Below are 17,756 nucleotides of genomic sequence, written 5' to 3'. Positions count from 1 at the left end.
CACCGGGAATCCATGGCCCTGTTCCGCGCGTATCTTCTATAAATTTACGACCGGAACCTGTGCCATGAATGAACTTCTGAGCCCGGGGCCGTCTCCGACCATAGCCCACTCCGGCGAAACGGAATCCCTTGTAGGGCTGTACTTCAGGGATGCGTCCCGTTACGAACTGCTGACCAACGAGGGTGAGCGTCGTCTTTCCCGACGACTGTCCTTCTGTTACCGCATTATCTCGGCAGGGATGGGCTTACCCGAGGACACCCCCCAGACCTATCGGGAAGTCGTCGGAAGCCTCGGGGATGCCTGTGCATTCTCAACCAGATGCCGGCGTGCCTATCACCTTGCCACAGACAGCCGTCAGCGGCTGATACAGAGTAACCTGCGGCTCGCGGTACATATTGCACGGCGTTATGCCAACCGCGGTATCCCCATGTCTGACGTTATCCAGGATGCCAACGTTGGTCTCATCAAGGCTGTAGAACGGTTCGACCCCACCAAAGGGTTTCGTTTTTCCACTTACGCCTACTGGTGGATCAGCGAAGAGGTGAAGCGCTGTATGAAGCGGGGTACCCGCCTGGTACATACCCCCGAGAACGTGGTGGACGAAATTCGTCTACTTCAGAAAACCGCCCTGATGCTTCACCAGACCCTGGGACGCACGCCGTCACAAAGTGAGCTGGCACGGGAAATCGAAGTATCGCCTTCGCGAATCGGCGAATTACGTGCCCTGGCAAGTATGGAAGTGTCGGTGGATATGCCGGTAACCGCTGAAGGGAGTGTCACCCTTGGTGACAGCCTGAGCGCGGGTGAGCAATCCGCGCCTGATCATGACATGCTCCACCGGGACCGCAAGCGTACTCTGGCGGCGTTGCTTGCGGAACTCAGTTCACGGGAAAAAGACGTGCTGTCCCGACGCTTCGGCTTGGGCCTGCCAGAACCGGAAACCCTTCAGGTTATATCCGATCATCTCGGTATCAGCCGAGAGCGGGTCAGGCAGATAGAAAAGGGAGCCCTGAGAAAACTGAGAGGTCAGCTCGAAAACCCGGAAGAAGCACTCCGGAGCTAGGCTCCGGAGGTTGGGGGCGCTCAGCCATGGGCCATAAAGAACCAGGTACCGGCCGCCACCTGACACAACAACACAATCGCCGTCAGAACCAGCCTCAGTTTCAGGTACCACTGGGGCCAGTATCCCCTCATCCAGCGAGCGTCCACTACATAGAGTGCAATGTAGGCCACGGTATAAAGCACGACCTGGGCGGCGACGGGCAGCAAAAGCCCGATGCCTGCCGAGATAAAAAATACCTGGCTGAGCAGCATGGTGACCAGCGGTGAGAGAGGATAGCACCGGTTTTCCAGCTGCATGGCCAGAGGCCAGTAGATACCCGCCATAAAGGCAAGAATGCCGGCGCTGTAAAGGTAGAAATAACTGATGATGACCACGCTTTTGGCGGGCATCATGAACAGGCCGAGGATCGCGGCAAGAAACGGCAACAGGCCGGCAATGCCAACGACAATCGCCAGTCTGGCGACCGCAATCACGAGTTGCGCCCCTGCACCCTTATTCTCATGGGTTTAATGTCGGCAGGCTCCATGCCAATCATCTCGTGGTAGGCGGACGGATGCACCACCTCAGTGGACATGATATTCAAACTGGCCAGGGTGTCCTGGATTTCCCAGCTGCTGCGAAACAGGCGGGTATGATTCCTGGTGTCGGAAAGGAGATGATACGTCCCGTCAATGACCAGCCTTGCCATGTACTGCTGCCCCTCCAAAGAGATGATTTCCAGCAGGTCAATGGTCAGGTCAGGTATGTGCCTGAGTTCTTCCAGGGTTATTCTCACCGTTTTGCTCTCATAGTCGTACCCGGGGGATGATGTACTACCCACGGACTTACGAGAGGCGGATCGTTTGGGATCATCCGGGGGCCGGATACTGGCAGGAAAAACGGGGGTTCACACCTTGCCGGCAAGCTCCCTGCACACCGAATGTTGTGGGCAGCAGGTGAGGTGGTCGTTCACCATCCCCACCGCCTGCATGAACGCGTAAACAATGGTGGGGCCTACAAAATTGAACCCCTGCTGTTTCAGCGCCCTGGACATGGCCTCCGCTTCCGGGGTGTATATCGGGACCTGACCGATGTTGTCCCAATGGTTCTGGATTGGCGCGTTACCCACGAAGGACCACAGGAAGTTGCTGAACGAATGGCCCTGCTCCTGCAGGTCCAGATAGCCTCTGGCGTTACGGATAATGGACTTCACCTTCAGACGGTTGCGGATAATGCCCGGGTCCTGCAGCAGCGATTCAATCTTGCTGTCGTCGTAACGGGCAATGCGCTGGGGGTCGAAGTGATCGTAGGCGGCCCGGTAGCTCTCCTGTTTCTTCAGAATGGTAATCCAGCTCAGTCCGGCCTGCTGGCCATCGAGGCACAGTTTTTCGAACAGCGCCAGGTCATCGTATTCCGGCCGGCCCCACACGTTGTCGTGGTAATCCATGTAGAGAGGGTCGTCGCCACACCAGGGGCAGCGTTGCTGATCTTCCATAATCACTCCTGCTTGCGGATGATGACGGGATTGTGGAACAGCCAGTTCACCGTAGCAATGGACTGGGCCGGCTGGCTGGCCTGCAAGGGGTCCCCGGGAGTCTGCAAGAGTACCCCTGAGGGTAACGAGCGACCGGATTGATGGTAAACCAACGCCACCAGAAAATCGCCAACCAGGCCAGCGGAGGCCATCCAGCCATCGTCCTCGCGATCCCCGAACAGCTGAAATTCCGGGGTTACCTCCAGTGTCTGTAAATTACCGGCAATACCCCGACCGGTTGCTTTCAGCCAGGCCTCCTTGAGCGTCCAGACCTTGAGGAAGTCCTCGCAGTGGTTAGCGTTGAGCAGCCAGGCTTGTTCGCTGGGTGTGAACCAGCGCCGGACCACTTTCTGCCAGTGCGGATGCCGGCTGCGGGGCTCGATGTCCAGCCCCAGGCCGGGGGTGTCTGACACGGCACAGGCAGAGTAGCCGTGGCTGTGGCTCAGGGACAGGTGCCATCCCGGAGGATGTTCTGAGCAAACTGGCCTGCCGTCGACGGGACGGCACTCCGCACCCGCTGTGCCGGAAGCGCCTGCCAGCGCCTGACGAATCAGCCAACGGCTGCACAGGTATTCCTGGCGTCGAATGCCGCTGAACGCCGCCACCGTGGCCTGTTCAAACGCAGTCAGCCATTGCGGCGTGGCCGGACTTTCCACGAGCGGTTCCCGGCACAGCCAGACCGTGGGAGCTTTCTCAGGGTTGGAGACGGTCAATGATCCACCCGTTGTCCTGTTTCACATATTCAAACCGGTCGTGCAACCGGCTAGGACGACCCTGCCAGAATTCGATGCGTTCGGGCACCACCCGATAGCCACCCCAGAAGTCCGGCAGTGGTATCTCGCCTTCGCTGAACCGGCGCTTGATCTCCGCCACTTTCTGCTCCAACAGTCCGCGGGAGGTAATGGCCCGACTTTGTTCCGATACCCAGGCCCCGATCTGGCTGCCCCGTGGGCGTGAGGCGAAGTAACGCAGTGATTCGGATTTGCTGACCTTTTCGACCTTTCCCTGGATTCGTACTTGTCGGTTGAGGGCGATCCAGGGAAACAGCAGCGCTGCTTTCGGGTTCTCTGCCAGTTCCCGTGCCTTCCGGCTGCCATAGTTGGTGTAGAACACGAAGCCGGACTCATCGAAATACTTCAGTAGTACCGTGCGTATATCCGGCATGCCGTCACCACCGGTGGTGGCTAGCGACATCGCATTGGGTTCGAGAATGCCGGCTTCACGGGCATCGCCAAACCAGGTCTGGAACTGTCTGACCGGGTTGTTATCGAGAGCATCGCGATCCAGGCCTTCGCTCTCGAAGTCGCGTCGCATATCGCTAATGTCCATCAGGGTTACCTGTGTCAGGGATCGATCGTTTAATACGGTGACATAAGAATATCGGCTTCCTTGCCCCCTGTCAGTCTGCCAGCGGTTCCGGCTGACAAAACCGTTACTTGCGGACTATCCTTGGTAGACTGGTATGGGCTGTGCTGTAGCCCTCACCAACAACCAACAAGGAGAAAACAGGGTGGTTGCAAACCGCACACGACGATTGGCCAGAAATATTTCGGGCGTTGTACTGGTTCTGGTCGTGATCTATGCCCTTGTGGGGTTCGTTGGGCTGCCCTGGTGGCTGGAACGGACATTGCCGGAAAGGTTGGACCAGCACATGGGGTGGCAGGCAGAGGTGGAAGATATCCGCGTGAACCCGTTTACCATGAGCGCCGAGGTCCTGAATCTGGCGGCGACCGACAGCGATGATGAACGTGTTGTCGCCTTCGATCGTCTCTATGCTAATCTCGGGCTCTGGCGGCTGGTGACCGGTGTTGTTGCGCTACAGAACATCGAGCTTGAAGAACCCTATATACGTCTGGATCTGCTGGACGACTACAGTGTCAATTATGCCAGGGACTGGCAGGCAAACAATCCGCCGGCAGAACAAACGGCCACCGAGGAAAATTCGTCCGCAGAGCCGGCTCATGTGTACTTTGACCGGGTCAGGGTGGCCGGTGGCGAGCTGTTGTTCCGGGATTTCAGCCAGGGAGCAAAGGAGGAGTTCCGGGTCACTCCGCTGGACCTGTCGCTGAACGATCTGGCCACCTGGCCACGGGATGGGGTTGATAGCAACTATTACCTGTTGGCAGCGGTTGGCAGCCAGACCATCGAGTGGGAGGGGGATCTGAGCATTACTCCCCTGTATTCAAAGGGCTTTCTGAAGCTCGGGGGGGTGACCCACGTCACGCTTCAGCATTTCCTCAAGCCCTACCTTCCCTATCAGCTTCGCAGCGGGAGTGTAACGTTAAGTACCGAGTACGAGCTGCAATCCGCCGGTGAGCTGTTCCTGACGACCTCCAATGGCCAAATCACCATTGATAACCTGGGTCTTGGCCAGAGGGATAATGACGAGGAACTGCTTACCACGCAAAGCGTCCGTATTGGCGACATACGGTTCGGGCTCAATAGCCGCGAAGCTGCCACGGGAACCGTCAGTATTGAGGGCGTTAACCTGTCACTGCATCGCAACGCGGATGGGTCGATCAACCTGCTTGAGCCACTTCAACAGGGGGATGGCAATGACTCGACAGAGAGTTCCGCATCCGGCGACACCCCTTTTCGCTGGTCAGTGGCTGGTGTAGAACTTGCCGACAGTGCCGTGAACTGGCGGGATGAGCAGCTGCAAACCGAAGCGGCGCTGTCGTTAAAGGACCTGAATATAAGCGTTGGCGAGCTTTCCCACCGGCTGGAAGAGCCGGTCAACTACAAGGCGGACGCTACTCTGGGAGACGGTGGTCGCCTCGTGTTTAATGGCCAGACCACACTGGCGCCCTTCACTCTGGAAGCGGGCGTTTCCGGCTCTGATATTGCCCTGGCCCAGTTCGGTGCCTATATCAGCCAAGAGGCAAACCTGGATATCAGGGACGGCCGCCTGAATATGGACGGAAATCTGGATCTGGATCAGCAGCAGGATCCGCTGACGGGCACTTTCAGTGGCACCGGCGAAGTGACGTCACTGGATGTCCGGCTCGGCGACAGTGAAGAGAAGTTGATTTCCTGGCAGAACCTCCGACTGGAGCCGGTGGAATACAATGTGGCACCCGCACGGCTGGAAATCGGCACGGTCACTCTTGCAGCTCCGGCCGTCAACGTGGTTCGCGGCGCTAATGGCGTGCACAATCTCGAGCGAATCATCCCGTCAACCCAGGCGGAAGACACTGACACGGGTTCGCAGGCGAATGATGGAGAGCCTCAGTTCATCTTCCGCATCGGACAACTCATGCTCGAAGAAGGTGCTGTGTCCTACACCGATCGCACCATGGACCCGACCTTTACCACGCGTTTCGATCAACTGCGTGGTTCGGTAACCGGCCTGAGCAATATCGCGCCGCAGCAGGGTAAGGTATCGGTGCAGGGCCGCGTCGGAGACGTTGCCAGCATGACACTCGATGGTTCCCTCGGGACGCTGGGAACGGAAGACACCAGTGAACTCAAGCTGAGCATGGAGAACCTTTCCCTGCCCATGTTATCGCCCTACTTCGGCCGCTATCTCGGTTATGGAGTCGACAGCGGAAAACTGAACCTCGATCTGGATTACAAATTCTCCGGCAGTAATATTGACGCCGGCAACAGTGTCATCATGAACCGTCTCGAACTCGGCGACCCCGTGGCCAGCGATGATGCGGTCAGTGCGCCGGTCAAACTGGGCCTTGCCTTGCTGAGAGACCGGAACGGGGTCATTGATATCAATCTTCCGATCAGTGGCGACCTGGAAAACCCCGAATTCAGTGTGGGTCAGGTGGTGATGAGAGCCTTCGTCAATCTGGTGGCCAAAGCTGCAACATCGCCCTTCAGTATGCTGGGCTCCATCGCGGATATGGCAGGGCTGTCAGGAGAAGACCTGGGCCAAATCCGCTTCGAGCCCGGCCGGGTAGCACTGGCGGAAGGCGAAAATGCCAAGCTGGAGGCACTGGGCACAGCCCTTAGCGACCGTCCTGCGCTCGTACTGAATGTTCGTGGAGCCGTTGCACCGGAGGCGGATGCCAAAGGATTAAGGCGGGAGAGGCTGTTCGAGCAGTTGGGTATTGCGGAAACAACGTCAGCATCCCAGCGTGTTGCACGCCTGGAACAGGCCTACTCCGAGTCCGATAACATCGCCACGCTGAAGGATTTCCGCGACGATGTTGCCGGAGAGAGTGGCCAGGTCAGCCAGTCGGGATGGGAACAGGCGCTGGTGGACCGGCTGATTACAGATGTCGACTTGCCACCGGAAGCGCTTGGTAATCTGGCCTCGGCGCGGGGGGTCTGGTTACGCCGGCAGATGCAGGAGAACCATGACGTGCCGGAAAGTCAGCTGTTTCTGCTGGACCCGGTGCGTAACGCAAGCGCCGATGAGGATGGCAAGGTAACCATTGGGTTTGAACTTGATGCCCGCTGATGGTGCAGGTCAGTTACTGGCAAGTTCCGGTGGCAACAGCAGCCCATGATGTTCAACCATTTGCTGGTAACGGCCGTCTTCGATCAGCGGCATTAACAACTGCTCCAGGGCTACGGCCTGCAACGGGCCGCCTATCCGGGTGAGGATGCGAAGCTGGTAGGTCTGATCGGTTACTTCGGACACCAGAAACCGGTCTTTGTCCTCCGGGTGTTGCTTCAGATACATCTGGAGATAGGACCGGTTGATGACAGCGACTTCAGCAAGTGATGGCCGGTCAGCCTTGATAAGGTTCAGGTTGCGGTCGTGACTGTGGGAGAATTCGATCTGGAAGCGTTCTTCCAGTTCGGCATCGTCCGTTGTCAGGCCCGCGAAGCCGTAATGATAGCCGGATATGGCGACGATGGTGCGGTCAGCAATATTATCGAAAAAGCTTTGATCCCGGTCGGGCTTGTTGAGAGCTACGTAGATGTCCTGGTCTGTCAGCACCGGGCGTGTGGCCTCCACCGACAGGGACTCCCAGCCCCAGTTCAGACTCTCGAAGAAGATGACGTCGTAGAGCCCCGCTTCAAAATCCAGGTGCCTGCGTTTGGGGGAGGTATGGACGATGCGAAAGGTGAGGTCGCTGTGGGCAGCGTCGAGTTCGGCAAGGATATCCCCCAGCAAGCCGTCCGCACGGTCATTATCTCGTACGGCCGCGACGGGAGGGAAGTTATAGACGCCGACGGCAATCTCGGTTTCTGCTGAGGCATTGGTGATGAACCCCAGTGCCAGAGCCAGTATCGGGCCAGAATACAGAAAAGCAGTTTTCGTCAGGCATGTGAGATTCAAGATTGCGGTTCCGCGCTGGTAACTATTGAACGAACATTCAGATTAGCACTGTTATTTCGTAACCATAAGAGATTAATTATAAACTCATGCAAAACGGTACATTTTTATGAGCCGCCCACTGAGCCATTTCTTTGCCTATATATCCCGGCTTCGCTGGATAAGACGCTGGGGCCTGATGCGTAACGCCATCGAAGAAAATGTCGCCACCCATTCCTGGGAGGTGGCAACCCTGGCCCACGCCCTTGCCATTATTCGCAACCGACACTTCGGAGGGCAAGTGAATGTTGACCGGATTGCGGCGGCAGCGCTCTATCATGACGCCACCGAAGTGATAACGGGGGATATGCCGACACCGGTCAAATATCACTCCAGGGTTATGCGCGAAGCGTTCGGCGACATCGAGCACAAGGCTGAGGCGGAATTGCTCGCCCTGTTGCCGGATGATCTCCGTGACGATTTCGATCCTTACATCAGTGAGTCCCGGTGGGCACCGGAAGAGAGGGAGCTGATCAAGGCTGCTGACCGGTTGTCCGCGTTACTGAAATGCCAGGCGGAAATGCAGGCGGGTAACAAGGAGTTCGAGCCGGCCGCCGGTCACATCCTGAAAAAGCTGGAGGAGGAGGCTCTGCCGGAGGTGATGTACTTCCTGGAGGTGTTTGCGCCGGGCTACCAGCGGCCGCTCGACAACCTTTTGGGGTAAGGCTTGCGACGGCCACTGGTATGGATGCTCACTATCAGCTGTTGCCGGCTGATGCCACCATGCCACCGCGCAGGCCGTCCTGCTTCACGCTCTGGCGCACGATATCCTCGGGGCTGCCTGCCAGCTCCCGGAACATGCCCATGGAACCCAGCAGGGCCGAGGACTCATAAGGCACGAACACCCGCTCTCCGTCCTTGGCCATGTTTGGCAACACCTTGATGTAACTCTGACCCAGCAGATAACCGATAACCGTCTGCTTGTTCTCTTCGGAGTCTCCGATGGCGCTCAGCACCAGTCGAATGGACTCCTGCTCACCCTGCGCACGCAGGATGGCGGATTGCTTGTCGCCTTCCGCATTGAGAATGGCAGATTCGCGCTGGCCCTGGGCCATGGCAATGGCGGCGGACTTCTCGCCTTCTGCCTCGGTGACGGTGGCACGGCGCTTACGCTCTGCAGCCATCTGCAGGCGCATGGCCTCTTCCACCTCTTCCGGCATGCTGATGTCTTGAACCTCAACGCGGGTCAGCTTCACCCCCCATTTCGAGGCGGCTTCTTCCATTTCCGCCTGGATGGCGTTGTTCACTTCGCTGCGGGACTCGAACAGCTTGTCCAGCTCCATCTTGCCCACCACCGAACGCAAAGTGGTTTTCGCCAGTACCTCGACCGCCTGGCTCATGTTGGCCACTTCGTAAACCGCACGACGCGGATCAATGATCTGATAGTACAGCGCGCCATTGATATTCACGGTTACGTTGTCCGTGGTCACTACCGGCTGGCCCGGGAAGTCCATCACGGTCTCGCGGCGGTCAATGCGCGTTTCAAAGCTGCTGCTGGGGTGGTATTCGTCGCCGATACGCATGTATCGGGTCATGGTGATGGCGCGCGGGCGCTCAATGAACGGAATGATGATGTTCACACCACTTTCCAGGATACGATTGAACGAACCCAGACGCTCGATAACCATAACCTCGGACTGGCGGACGATAACCAGGCCCTTGGCGATGATGAAAATGCCAATGACAACAAAGATGAGGCTGATAACCAGCCCGGGGGAGATAACCGATTCCATTGTTTACTGCTCCTTGTGATTGATCGTGTGAACAACGGCAGTGGTGCCGTCAAAACGTTCGAAAATAACCTCGGTGCCTTCCGGCAGTTCGGTCATGCCGGTATCGCTGGTGCGCAGGCGATAGAAATCGCCATTGACCTTGAGGCCGCTGGCGCCGTCGAAGTCCCGCTTGACCGTCCTGTACGGCCTGCCTTGCTCGACGCCCGTGCCGGTTGTTCCATACGCCACGCCTTTGGGAGAGAACCGCGGCTTGATCCAGCGAATGGCAATAGGAACCAGAATGCCGGAAAATACGCCCATACCCACCAGTTGCCACTCAAACGGCGCGCCCAGAAAGGTCAGCAGGGCCGTCAGCGCGGCGGCGATACCCAGTGCCAGCAGCACCAGCACGCCGGATGTCAGCTCCGCTAGGCTCAGCACCAGGGCCAGAATCAGCCAGAAATGCGTCAGACTCCACTCCATACAGAAACATCCGTTAGTGACAGATAAACGATGAGAGCAGCGGATTGTACCCTGTCACGGATGTACGGGTCACAGAAACTGGCTCTATTGCCCCGCTATGACCCGCATTATTGCCATATCCCCCGGCCAGACACCTGTTAGAGTAAGCAGTCCATCGCATAACAAGAGGTCATCGACGATGAAGGATCTGAACAACAGGGTAGCCGTGGTTACGGGTGCGGGTTCCGGTATCGGCCGGGCGCTGGCCGCGGCACTGGCGGCAAAGGGGTGTCGGCTGGCGCTGTCGGACGTTAACGAGGCTGGCCTCGCCGAAACGGCGGCCCAATGCAGCACTACCGAGGTCAGAACCTACCGTCTGGATGTGTCGGACCGTGATGCGATCTACGCCCATGCCGATCAGGTACTGAGCGATTTCGGGCAGGTCAATCTGGTGGTCAACAACGCTGGTGTGGCTCTGTCCTGCAGTGTTCGGGAAATGTCCGACGAGGATTTCAAGTGGGTCATGGACATCGACTTCTGGGGCGTAGCCCATGGCACCCGGGCATTCCTGCCACACCTGATAGCCTCCGGTGACGGCCATGTGGTTAACATCTCCAGTGTGTTCGGCCTGATTGGCGTGCCCAAACAAAGCGCCTACAACGCTGCCAAGTTTGCGGTTCGCGGTTTCACCGAATCCCTGCGGCAGGAAATGAAGCTGGAAAAGCAGGCGGTGGCTGTCAGTTGTGTACACCCCGGCGGTATCCGCACCAACATCGCCAACTCGGCCCGGATGGGTAAATCCGAGAACGCCGATGCCCAGCGTAAAGGTTTCGACAAGATTGCCATGACCACGCCTGACAAAGCGGCCGAGACTATTGTAAGAGGCATTCTGAAGGATGAGTCCCGCATCCTCGTAGGTCCTGATGCGTGGGGTATTGACGCCCTGAACCGGGTGCTTGGCTCTGCCTATCAGCCGCTGGTTGAGCGATTTTCGCGCAAAAATCTGTACCTCTGATCCGCCGGGCGGACAGCGCCCGGAAGCCTGCCTTGCGACCCTGCCGCCGGAGTGATTGAAGCCCGGCGGCCGGCCCTGTATATTTTACGTACAGGGGAGCTCCCGTCCGCTGTTGTTCAGGGAAAGAGGCAGGATGAAAACACCACAGCACCCGGACCTTGGGGCCTCGCTTGAGCAAAGCCGCTCAGGGCTGCGGGACACCCATCGCCGCTCGCTGATGCGGGCATTATTTCTGGTGACCGGCTCCGCGCTTGTGGTTTTCGGCTGCCTGCAGATTCTTAATGGCTACCTCTGGCTGGGTACCGGCGAGCTCGTCGCCAGTGGCGTGCTGTTTCTGGGGGTCCCCCGGATCAATCGCACGCCGCATCTTCAGCGCTGGATTTACTGTTACCTGACCACCGGATTTTCCTTCTTTCTACTGATCATGTTGGTGCCCGAAGCCTCGGTGACCGCCTATGTCTGGGTGCTGATGATGCCGGTCCTGGCCTATCTTCTGCTGGGCAAAAAAGAGGGCTTCGTGCTCAGCGTGCCGTTTATGGTAGCCGGCTGTATCGCCTTTTATGTGCATCTCGAGTTTGTGGCTGACGCACCGACCATGATTGACCTTCTGAACATGGTGCTATGCGCCGTGCTGATGCTGGGATTCATTCATCTCTATGAAACCCGCCGGGAAGAAGCCGAACACAAACTGTTTACCCTGGCGCAGACCGACGCCCTCACCGGCCTGTCCAACCGCGCCAGTTTTCAGAGTACCCTGGCACGAACCCTTGCGGAGTGCGATCGCAGTGGCCTGGGATTTGCCCTGGTGATCATGGACATCGACTACTTCAAAATCGTCAACGACACCATGGGTCATGACGCGGGAGATGAGGTGCTGCGCAATATCAGCCGCCGCCTGACCGAACGCCTGCGCACGACCGACAGTGTCGGCCGGCTGGGCGGGGAGGAATTCGGCCTTATTCTGCGGGACGTCAAGCCAGAGGATTCCTTCCAGTTGATGGATGAATTGCGCCAACGTATTGCTGACAGCGATTTAAAGTACGGCGACGCCATGATCAATGTGACGGCATCGTTTGGTATTGCACACTACCCCGATCACGGCAGCGACGCGGAATCACTGTTCCGGACCGCCGACCGCTGCCTGTTCAGCTGCAAACGCGCCGGTCGTAATATGGTTGCCAGGGCTGGAATGTCTGCAGTCAAGGGGCAGCGCCTTGCGGGCGGATCAGTTTGAGCAGTGAGGTACCGGCCTACGGCTGCACGGAGTCAGTCGCTCCTCACTGAATCGTCCGACGATTACCCTTCTGGTACTGCGGGGCAATGTACTCGTTGATCTGTTCCTTGAAGCGGGCAATCAGCTCACTGTTGTCGTGGTCCCAGGGGTGGAAACCTGGCTTGAAGTATTCCAGCCAGGTCGGAATCAGGCTGGAGAAGGTGCCATTCCTGCCCCACATGCGCCAGAGGCCGCGGGCACTGTCCTTCAGCGAAAAGTTCTTGCGGTCGTTCAGCATCATCCGCGTGGTGAAGTAACTGGCCATCACACCCAGTGCGGCCGTGCTGAACGCCAGATAGAAAGTACGCTCTGCGTAGGTGCCGCCGGCCTGGTTGAACACATCGTAGGCCACTGCCTTGTGTTCGGTTTCTTCGATGGCATGCCATACCCACAGTGGGCGTATGGTCTCGTGCATGTCCTCACGAACGTCGTCTCTCGCCAGCAGCATGTCCGCCATCATTGCCGTCATGTGCTCCAGGGCACAGGTGATGGCCAACTGGTGGCGTTCGGGCAGCTTCCTGGCAATCCCCAGCACCACTTCCAGGTGCTCCTCAAGCTCTTCCACCGGCATGCCCTGGTCCCGCACATGCTGGTTCATGGCCTTGTGCTCCAGGGAATGCATGGCTTCCTGACCGATAAAACCCCGCACATCCTTTTTCAGTTGGGGATCGTTAAGCTGGTCCTGGAAGTAGCGGACCGAGTCCACGAAGAACTGCTCACCCTGGGGAAACAGCACAGACAGCGCGTTCATGGTGTGGCTCAGGGTGTAGCTGCTATCGAGCCAGTAACGGGGAACCTTTTCCCCGAACTCGAAACCCATGCGTTGAGGTTTGATGGCGACGTTTTCCGGCGTGCGTGCAACCGGGTTGGACTCGGTGGTTTTCGTTCTCAGCATGTCGTTACTCCCGCGCTGTGGCGCTATGCCTGATGTGATGGCTCCAGTGTGGGTGAGTCAACGCAGCCTTTGAATGCGAAAAGGGGACGGGCGTCGTGGAGTAGGGGCCAGAACCGGCCTTGATTGACTGAGCTGACGTAACTGCAGGTGCCTCCAGTCACAGTGCCGCTTTGGCGGGCTTCTGATAGCATCGGTAGCAGTGAGTCCTCCCCCAACAAAAAGGAACCTGCATGGCGAACCCGGGCCCGGAGAAAGAACGGCAGATGCTGGGACTGTTCCTGGTTCCCGGTGTGTACCTCCGGGTGCTGGCGGATGTGGTGCGGCAACTGGGCTACAACGACCGCAGTCTGTATGAGGGCATGGAGTTCGCCCCTCAGGACCTGCAGTCCAACGACAGCCGGGTCTTCGTTACCGACGCCATCGTGATGGTGGAACGGGCCCTGGACCTGGCCGGTAAGAACGGCCTGAGCTTCATGCTGGCCCGCGAGCTGCGGGTAACCATCCACGGTACTCTCGGCTTTGCGGCCCTGACCAGCCCCACCCTCGCCGGCGCCCTGGATTCGGTGCGGCGTTATCTGCAATTACGGGTACCCTTTCTGACCATGACTTTGACCGATACCGGCGATCATGTGCTGGTGCGGTTAAAAACCGAATTCGACGTACCCACCCAGTACCGCTTTCTGGCAGAAACCGTAAGCGCGACCCTGATGCTGCTGGCAGAACAGCTGATTGACCGGGAAGATGCGGATAAACGGGGCTTCCCGCTGGCGGACGGCAAACTCCCTGGCGTGAAAGTGCGACTGACCTCACCGGAACCGGCGTACTACCGCAAGTTTGCTCCCCAGTTGCCAGTGCCCTTCGAGTACGGCCAACCCGAGGAAACCATGGTGTTCCCCAAGGGTCTGCTGGACACCCGCATGCGCCTGGCAGACGCGGAAGCCTCCCGGATGGCCCGGGACCAGTGCGAGTTCGAGCTGCAGAAGGCGCTGAAAGACCAGGGCGACATCACCTACGCCATCCGTAACATGCTCCACATGATGCCCGGGCCGCTGCCGTCCCTTGAGGCCATGGCGAAACGCTTTTGCGTGTCGTCCCGAACCCTGAAGCGGCGGCTGGCGGAAAAGGACACCACCTACCGTGAAATCGTCGAGGCCGTACTGAAAGACCGCGCCATTCAGCTTTTGCGGTATACCAATCAGTCGGTCAGCGAGATCGCCTACGAGCTGGGCTATGCCGACCTGTCCAACTTCAGCCGCGCGTTTCGCAAGTGGACCGGCAAGTCGGCCAGCGAATTCCGCGAGGGTGGTCCGGATCCGGCGCCTGAGGTTGGTCCGTGACAAAAACCTTCCGGTAAGGCGACAGGTCAAAAATGCTGTGCTAGCTTGAAAGTTCGGTTACAGAAAAAACAGGACATTGTTGCGATTGCTTATCGCAATAACCTGATTGCGACTAGGGAATGCAGCAGTCCATGGCCGTGCGGCTATCTGACTGGCTCGCTAACGCATTGAGTGGGGTCTGTAGATGCCACCTTTCGTCAACGGATACATCCGATTCGTGGATGCTGTAAATTACCGTATTGGCAGAGCGGTGATGTACGGCATCTTTGTCATGGTCGCGATTCTGCTATGGTCGTCCATTTCCAAAGCTTTTTTCCTTCCCTCTTTATGGACGCTCGAAGCCGCGCAGTTTGCCATGGTGGCGTATTACATCCTGGGCGGGCCCTATTCGATCCAGCTGGATGCCCATGTGCGCATGGACCTGTTCTACGGCAACTGGTCAGCTCGTAAAAAAGCCTGGTTTGATGTCTTCACCATTTTCTTCCTGATTTTCTTTCTGGGCGTACTCCTTTACGGCGCCTATGACAGCACCAGCTATGCGATTCAATACGGCGAACGCAGCGCATCCGCGTGGCGACCCTACATGTGGCCGATCAAGGTGGTGATGTGCATCGGCTTCTCACTCATGTTGTTGCAGGCGGTATCGGAGCTTTTCAAAGACATCGCTCGTATTCGGGGAGAAGACCTCTGATGTCTTACGATCTCATCGCCCTTTTCATGTTCGCCTCGATGATGTTGATGCTGATGACCGGCCAGCGTGTGTTCGGGGCAATCGGCGCCGTAGCGGCAGCATCCGCGCTGGCGCTGTGGGGAACGGGAGGTTCCGATATTCCCTTCTCTTCCGCCATGAAGCTGATGAACTGGTATCCGCTGCTGACGCTGCCGATGTTTATCTTCATGGGCTACGTGCTCTCGGAATCGAAAATCGCCGATGACCTCTACCGAATGTTCCATGTCTGGATGGGGCCGATTCATGGCGGGCTTGCCATTGGCACCATTGGCCTGATGGTGCTGGTGTCGGCCATGAACGGTTTGTCGGTTGCCGGTATGGCCATCGGTGCCACCATCGCCCTGCCCGAATTGCTGCGGCGGGGTTATGACAAGCGCATGGTGACTGGCGTGGTTCAGGCGGGTTCCTCCCTGGGCATTCTGGTGCCGCCCTCGGTCGTGCTGGTGTTATACGCCATGATTGCCCGCCAGCCGGTGGGGCAGCTTTGGCTTGCGGGCGTTGTGCCCGGGCTGATCATGGCCTTGATGTTTATCGTGTACATTGCCGTGCGCTGTCGCCTTCAGCCGGAACTCGGGCCCGTGCTGCCAAAAGAGGAGCGCCAGGTCAGCCTGGGTGAAAAGTTACGCCTGTTGCGTGCCGGGGTTCTCCCGGTGGTTATTTTCGCCTCCATGATGGTGCCGTTCGTCAACGGCTGGACCAGCCTGGTGGAAAGTTCGGCCATCGGCGCCATGGCGGCATTCACCGCGGCGATCCTTAAACGCCGGATGACCCGGGCGGTGTTTGAGGCTTCCGTGCGACAGACGCTGGCCATTTCCTGCATGTTCATGTGGATCATCCTCGCCGCCCTGGGTTTCGGGGCGGTGTTTGATGGGCTGGGCGCGGTGAAGGCCATCGACAACCTGTTTACCGAACAACTGGGGCTGAACCCCTGGATGATCCTGATCATGATGCAGTTGTCGTTCCTGCTGATGGGGACCTTCCTGGACGATACCGCAATGCTGGTGATTGTGGCGCCCCTGTACGTGCCTCTTGTGGCGGCCCTTGGTTTTGATCTGATCTGGTATGGCGTTCTCTACACAATTACCACCCAGATCGCCTACATGACGCCCCCTTTCGGTTACAACCTGTTCCTCATGCGGGCCATGGCGCCGCCTGAAATTTCCCTGCGCGATATCTACAGTTCGATTCTCCCGTTTGTCTGCGTGATGCTGGTGGCACTGGCGCTGATCATGGCGTTTCCACAGATTGCGCTCTGGCTGCCGGAGTACGTTTACAACAAGTGAGTCTTCAGGATTTTTGGATGAGTACGAATGTCGAGTAACACCCCGGAGGCCGGCCGGCTTCCATAACAAGCGTCAGTCAAGGAGGTCGCCATGACCACAAGACGTAAATTTCTCGCATCAGCATCCGTAGCAGCACTGGCCGGGGCCGCCGCCCTCACGCCGCCCAGACTATACGCGCAGGAGCCGAAGATACGATGGCGACTGCAAACCTACGCCGGGCCGGCCCTGGCAGAGCATGTGGTCAAACCTGCGATCGACAGCTTCAACCGTATTGCCGGCAAAGAGATGCAGATTGAGCTCTATTTTGCCGATCAGCTTGTTCCCACGGGGGAACTGTTCCGTGCCATGCAGAAAGGCACCATTGACGCGGTTCAGTCCGACGATGACTCCATGGCCTCACCCACCGAGGTTACTGTTTTCGGTGGCTACTTCCCGTTCGCCAGCCGTTATTCGCTGGACGTGCCTGTGCTGTTCAATCAGTACGGGCTCAACGAAATCTGGGACGAGGAATATTCCAAGGTGGGGGTCAAGCACCTGTCTGCCGGTGCCTGGGATCCCTGCCATTTCGCCACCAAAGAGCCGATTCACAGCCTCGAGGATCTCAAGGGCAAGCGGGTCTTCACCTTCCCGACCGCGGGCCGCTTCATGAGCCAGTTCGGCGTGGTGCCGGTTCAGCTGCCCTGGGAGGATATTGAAGTCGCGGTGCAGACGGGTGAGCTGGACGGCATCGCCTGGTCGGGTATTACCGAGGACTACACGGTGGGCTGGGCGGATGTGACCAACTACTTCCTGACCAACAATATTTCCGGGGCCTGGGCGGGATCCTTCTTCGCCAATATGGATCGCTACAACGAGCTTCCGGATCACCTCAAGGAACTGCTTAAACTGACCATGGACAGCTCTCACTATTACCGTCAGTGGTGGTATTGGGGAGGCGAGGCCAAACTGCGTACAGACGGCACGAAAATGAAGCTGACCACCATTCCGGACAAGGAATGGGCAGAAGTCGAAAAAGCGGCGCGTGTCTTCTGGGACGAGGTCGCCCAGGAATCCGAAACCAAGGCGCGGGTGGTCAAGATCCTCAAGGAATACAACGAAAAAATGGAGAAAGCCGGACGGCCCTATCGATACACCTGAGTGGGTCGCGAGAAAACCCTGCGTTCAGTGGCCATCAGTTTGATGTCAGTTGCCACTG

Annotated in this window: 18 protein-coding genes; 9 read left to right on the top strand and 9 right to left on the bottom strand. The window is 58.0% G+C overall.

The genetic code is table 11. From position 1 onward, the window contains the following. Positions 1-64 precede the first annotated feature (64 nt). A complete protein-coding gene (locus tag ABJM11_RS15145; RefSeq protein ID WP_348293272.1) occupies positions 65-1,063 on the top strand; it encodes a sigma-70 family RNA polymerase sigma factor in 999 nt (332 codons plus the stop codon). A gap of 20 nt (positions 1,064-1,083) precedes the next feature. Here the strand turns inward: ABJM11_RS15145 and ABJM11_RS15140 are convergent, their stop codons facing one another. The 5 genes from ABJM11_RS15140 to pdxH form a co-directional block, all read right to left on the bottom strand. After that, positions 1,084-1,536: a DUF3429 domain-containing protein gene (locus tag ABJM11_RS15140; protein ID WP_348293270.1), complete on the bottom strand. Its 453-nt coding sequence runs from the start codon at positions 1,534-1,536 to the stop codon at positions 1,084-1,086. After that, complete coding sequence (locus ABJM11_RS15135) at positions 1,533-1,838, bottom strand: DUF6482 family protein (protein ID WP_348293268.1); 306 nt, start codon at positions 1,836-1,838, stop codon at positions 1,533-1,535. The genes ABJM11_RS15140 and ABJM11_RS15135 overlap by 4 nt, the downstream gene beginning before the upstream one ends. A gap of 111 nt (positions 1,839-1,949) precedes the next feature. Beyond that, on the bottom strand, positions 1,950-2,537 hold the full coding sequence (locus ABJM11_RS15130; RefSeq protein WP_348293266.1) for a DNA-3-methyladenine glycosylase I: 588 nt from the start codon (positions 2,535-2,537) through the stop codon (positions 1,950-1,952). A gap of 2 nt (positions 2,538-2,539) precedes the next feature. Continuing rightward, positions 2,540-3,289: a 4'-phosphopantetheinyl transferase superfamily protein gene (locus ABJM11_RS15125; protein WP_348293264.1), complete on the bottom strand. Its 750-nt coding sequence runs from the start codon at positions 3,287-3,289 to the stop codon at positions 2,540-2,542. Further along, positions 3,270-3,905: a pyridoxamine 5'-phosphate oxidase gene (pdxH, locus tag ABJM11_RS15120; RefSeq protein WP_348293263.1), complete on the bottom strand. Its 636-nt coding sequence runs from the start codon at positions 3,903-3,905 to the stop codon at positions 3,270-3,272. Before pdxH ends, ABJM11_RS15125 begins: the two co-directional genes overlap by 20 nt. 181 nt (positions 3,906-4,086) lie before the next feature. Here pdxH and ABJM11_RS15115 point away from each other — a divergent pair, with 181 nt between their 5' ends. Beyond that, positions 4,087-6,990 (top strand): DUF748 domain-containing protein, encoded by a 2,904-nt coding sequence (locus ABJM11_RS15115; protein ID WP_348293261.1) that lies wholly within the window; start codon positions 4,087-4,089, stop codon positions 6,988-6,990. A 9-nt stretch (positions 6,991-6,999) separates the two neighbouring features. Here ABJM11_RS15115 and ABJM11_RS15110 read toward each other — a convergent pair whose 3' ends face one another. After that, entirely contained in the window at positions 7,000-7,818 is an 819-nt protein-coding gene (locus ABJM11_RS15110) for an amino acid ABC transporter substrate-binding protein (RefSeq protein ID WP_348293260.1), read from the bottom strand. Positions 7,819-7,924: 106 nt separating this feature from the next. On the opposite strand from ABJM11_RS15110, the gene yfbR reads away from it, so the two are divergent. Then, a complete protein-coding gene (gene yfbR / locus ABJM11_RS15105) occupies positions 7,925-8,518 on the top strand; it encodes a 5'-deoxynucleotidase (protein WP_348293259.1) in 594 nt (197 codons plus the stop codon). Between the two features lie 34 nt (positions 8,519-8,552). Here yfbR and ABJM11_RS15100 read toward each other — a convergent pair whose 3' ends face one another. Together ABJM11_RS15100 and ABJM11_RS15095 are read right to left on the bottom strand one after the other, a co-directional pair. Continuing rightward, a complete protein-coding gene (locus ABJM11_RS15100) occupies positions 8,553-9,587 on the bottom strand; it encodes an SPFH domain-containing protein (RefSeq protein ID WP_348293258.1) in 1,035 nt (344 codons plus the stop codon). Between the two features lie 3 nt (positions 9,588-9,590). Continuing rightward, positions 9,591-10,049 carry a nodulation efficiency, NfeD-like protein gene (locus tag ABJM11_RS15095; RefSeq protein ID WP_348293257.1) on the bottom strand — a complete coding sequence of 153 codons (459 nt, stop codon included), beginning with the start codon at positions 10,047-10,049 and terminating at the stop codon, positions 9,591-9,593. A gap of 178 nt (positions 10,050-10,227) precedes the next feature. On the opposite strand from ABJM11_RS15095, the gene ABJM11_RS15090 reads away from it, so the two are divergent. Next, positions 10,228-11,043, top strand: coding sequence for an SDR family NAD(P)-dependent oxidoreductase (locus ABJM11_RS15090; RefSeq protein ID WP_348293256.1), 816 nt, complete (start codon positions 10,228-10,230; stop codon positions 11,041-11,043). Between the two features lie 133 nt (positions 11,044-11,176). Continuing rightward, entirely contained in the window at positions 11,177-12,277 is a 1,101-nt protein-coding gene (locus tag ABJM11_RS15085) for a diguanylate cyclase (protein WP_348293254.1), read from the top strand. A 43-nt stretch (positions 12,278-12,320) separates the two neighbouring features. Here ABJM11_RS15085 and ABJM11_RS15080 read toward each other — a convergent pair whose 3' ends face one another. Continuing rightward, positions 12,321-13,211 carry a metal-dependent hydrolase gene (locus ABJM11_RS15080; protein WP_348293253.1) on the bottom strand — a complete coding sequence of 297 codons (891 nt, stop codon included), beginning with the start codon at positions 13,209-13,211 and terminating at the stop codon, positions 12,321-12,323. A gap of 230 nt (positions 13,212-13,441) precedes the next feature. Between ABJM11_RS15080 and ABJM11_RS15075 the strand changes: the two genes are divergently transcribed. The 4 genes from ABJM11_RS15075 to ABJM11_RS15060 all read left to right on the top strand — a co-directional run bounded on the left by ABJM11_RS15075 (position 13,442) and on the right by ABJM11_RS15060 (position 17,698). After that, positions 13,442-14,548 (top strand): AraC family transcriptional regulator ligand-binding domain-containing protein, encoded by a 1,107-nt coding sequence (locus ABJM11_RS15075; RefSeq protein ID WP_348293252.1) that lies wholly within the window; start codon positions 13,442-13,444, stop codon positions 14,546-14,548. 184 nt (positions 14,549-14,732) lie between these two features. Further along, a complete protein-coding gene (locus ABJM11_RS15070; RefSeq protein ID WP_348293250.1) occupies positions 14,733-15,239 on the top strand; it encodes a TRAP transporter small permease subunit in 507 nt (168 codons plus the stop codon). Beyond that, positions 15,239-16,561 carry a TRAP transporter large permease subunit gene (locus ABJM11_RS15065; protein WP_348293248.1) on the top strand — a complete coding sequence of 441 codons (1,323 nt, stop codon included), beginning with the start codon at positions 15,239-15,241 and terminating at the stop codon, positions 16,559-16,561. Before ABJM11_RS15070 ends, ABJM11_RS15065 begins: the two co-directional genes overlap by 1 nt. A 90-nt stretch (positions 16,562-16,651) precedes the next feature. Further along, entirely contained in the window at positions 16,652-17,698 is a 1,047-nt protein-coding gene (locus ABJM11_RS15060) for a TRAP transporter substrate-binding protein (RefSeq protein ID WP_036201943.1), read from the top strand. The last annotated feature ends 58 nt before the right edge of the window (positions 17,699-17,756 follow it).

This window comes from Marinobacter sp., from assembly GCF_039977835.1.
In the GTDB taxonomy this organism is placed as follows: domain Bacteria; phylum Pseudomonadota; class Gammaproteobacteria; order Pseudomonadales; family Oleiphilaceae; genus Marinobacter.
The sequence above is the reverse complement of the archived record's forward strand: the minus strand, read 5'-3'. Positions and strand labels throughout refer to the sequence as shown.

What these genes read in the sequence shown, in the direction of transcription:
- ABJM11_RS15145 (WP_348293272.1), top strand. Translation starts at nt 65, where the DNA reads ATGAATGAACTTCTGAGCCCGGGGCCGTCTCCGACCATAGCCCACTCC.
- ABJM11_RS15130 (WP_348293266.1), bottom strand. Translation starts at nt 2,537, where the DNA reads ATGGAAGATCAGCAACGCTGCCCCTGGTGTGGCGACGACCCTCTCTAC.
- pdxH (WP_348293263.1), bottom strand. Translation starts at nt 3,905, where the DNA reads ATGGACATTAGCGATATGCGACGCGACTTCGAGAGCGAAGGCCTGGAT.
- yfbR (WP_348293259.1), top strand. Translation starts at nt 7,925, where the DNA reads ATGAGCCGCCCACTGAGCCATTTCTTTGCCTATATATCCCGGCTTCGC.
- ABJM11_RS15100 (WP_348293258.1), bottom strand. Translation starts at nt 9,587, where the DNA reads ATGGAATCGGTTATCTCCCCCGGGCTGGTTATCAGCCTCATCTTTGTT.
- ABJM11_RS15095 (WP_348293257.1), bottom strand. Translation starts at nt 10,049, where the DNA reads ATGGAGTGGAGTCTGACGCATTTCTGGCTGATTCTGGCCCTGGTGCTG.
- ABJM11_RS15090 (WP_348293256.1), top strand. Translation starts at nt 10,228, where the DNA reads ATGAAGGATCTGAACAACAGGGTAGCCGTGGTTACGGGTGCGGGTTCC.
- ABJM11_RS15085 (WP_348293254.1), top strand. Translation starts at nt 11,177, where the DNA reads ATGAAAACACCACAGCACCCGGACCTTGGGGCCTCGCTTGAGCAAAGC.
- ABJM11_RS15080 (WP_348293253.1), bottom strand. Translation starts at nt 13,211, where the DNA reads ATGCTGAGAACGAAAACCACCGAGTCCAACCCGGTTGCACGCACGCCG.
- ABJM11_RS15075 (WP_348293252.1), top strand. Translation starts at nt 13,442, where the DNA reads ATGGCGAACCCGGGCCCGGAGAAAGAACGGCAGATGCTGGGACTGTTC.
- ABJM11_RS15070 (WP_348293250.1), top strand. Translation starts at nt 14,733, where the DNA reads ATGCCACCTTTCGTCAACGGATACATCCGATTCGTGGATGCTGTAAAT.
- ABJM11_RS15065 (WP_348293248.1), top strand. Translation starts at nt 15,239, where the DNA reads ATGTCTTACGATCTCATCGCCCTTTTCATGTTCGCCTCGATGATGTTG.
- ABJM11_RS15060 (WP_036201943.1), top strand. Translation starts at nt 16,652, where the DNA reads ATGACCACAAGACGTAAATTTCTCGCATCAGCATCCGTAGCAGCACTG.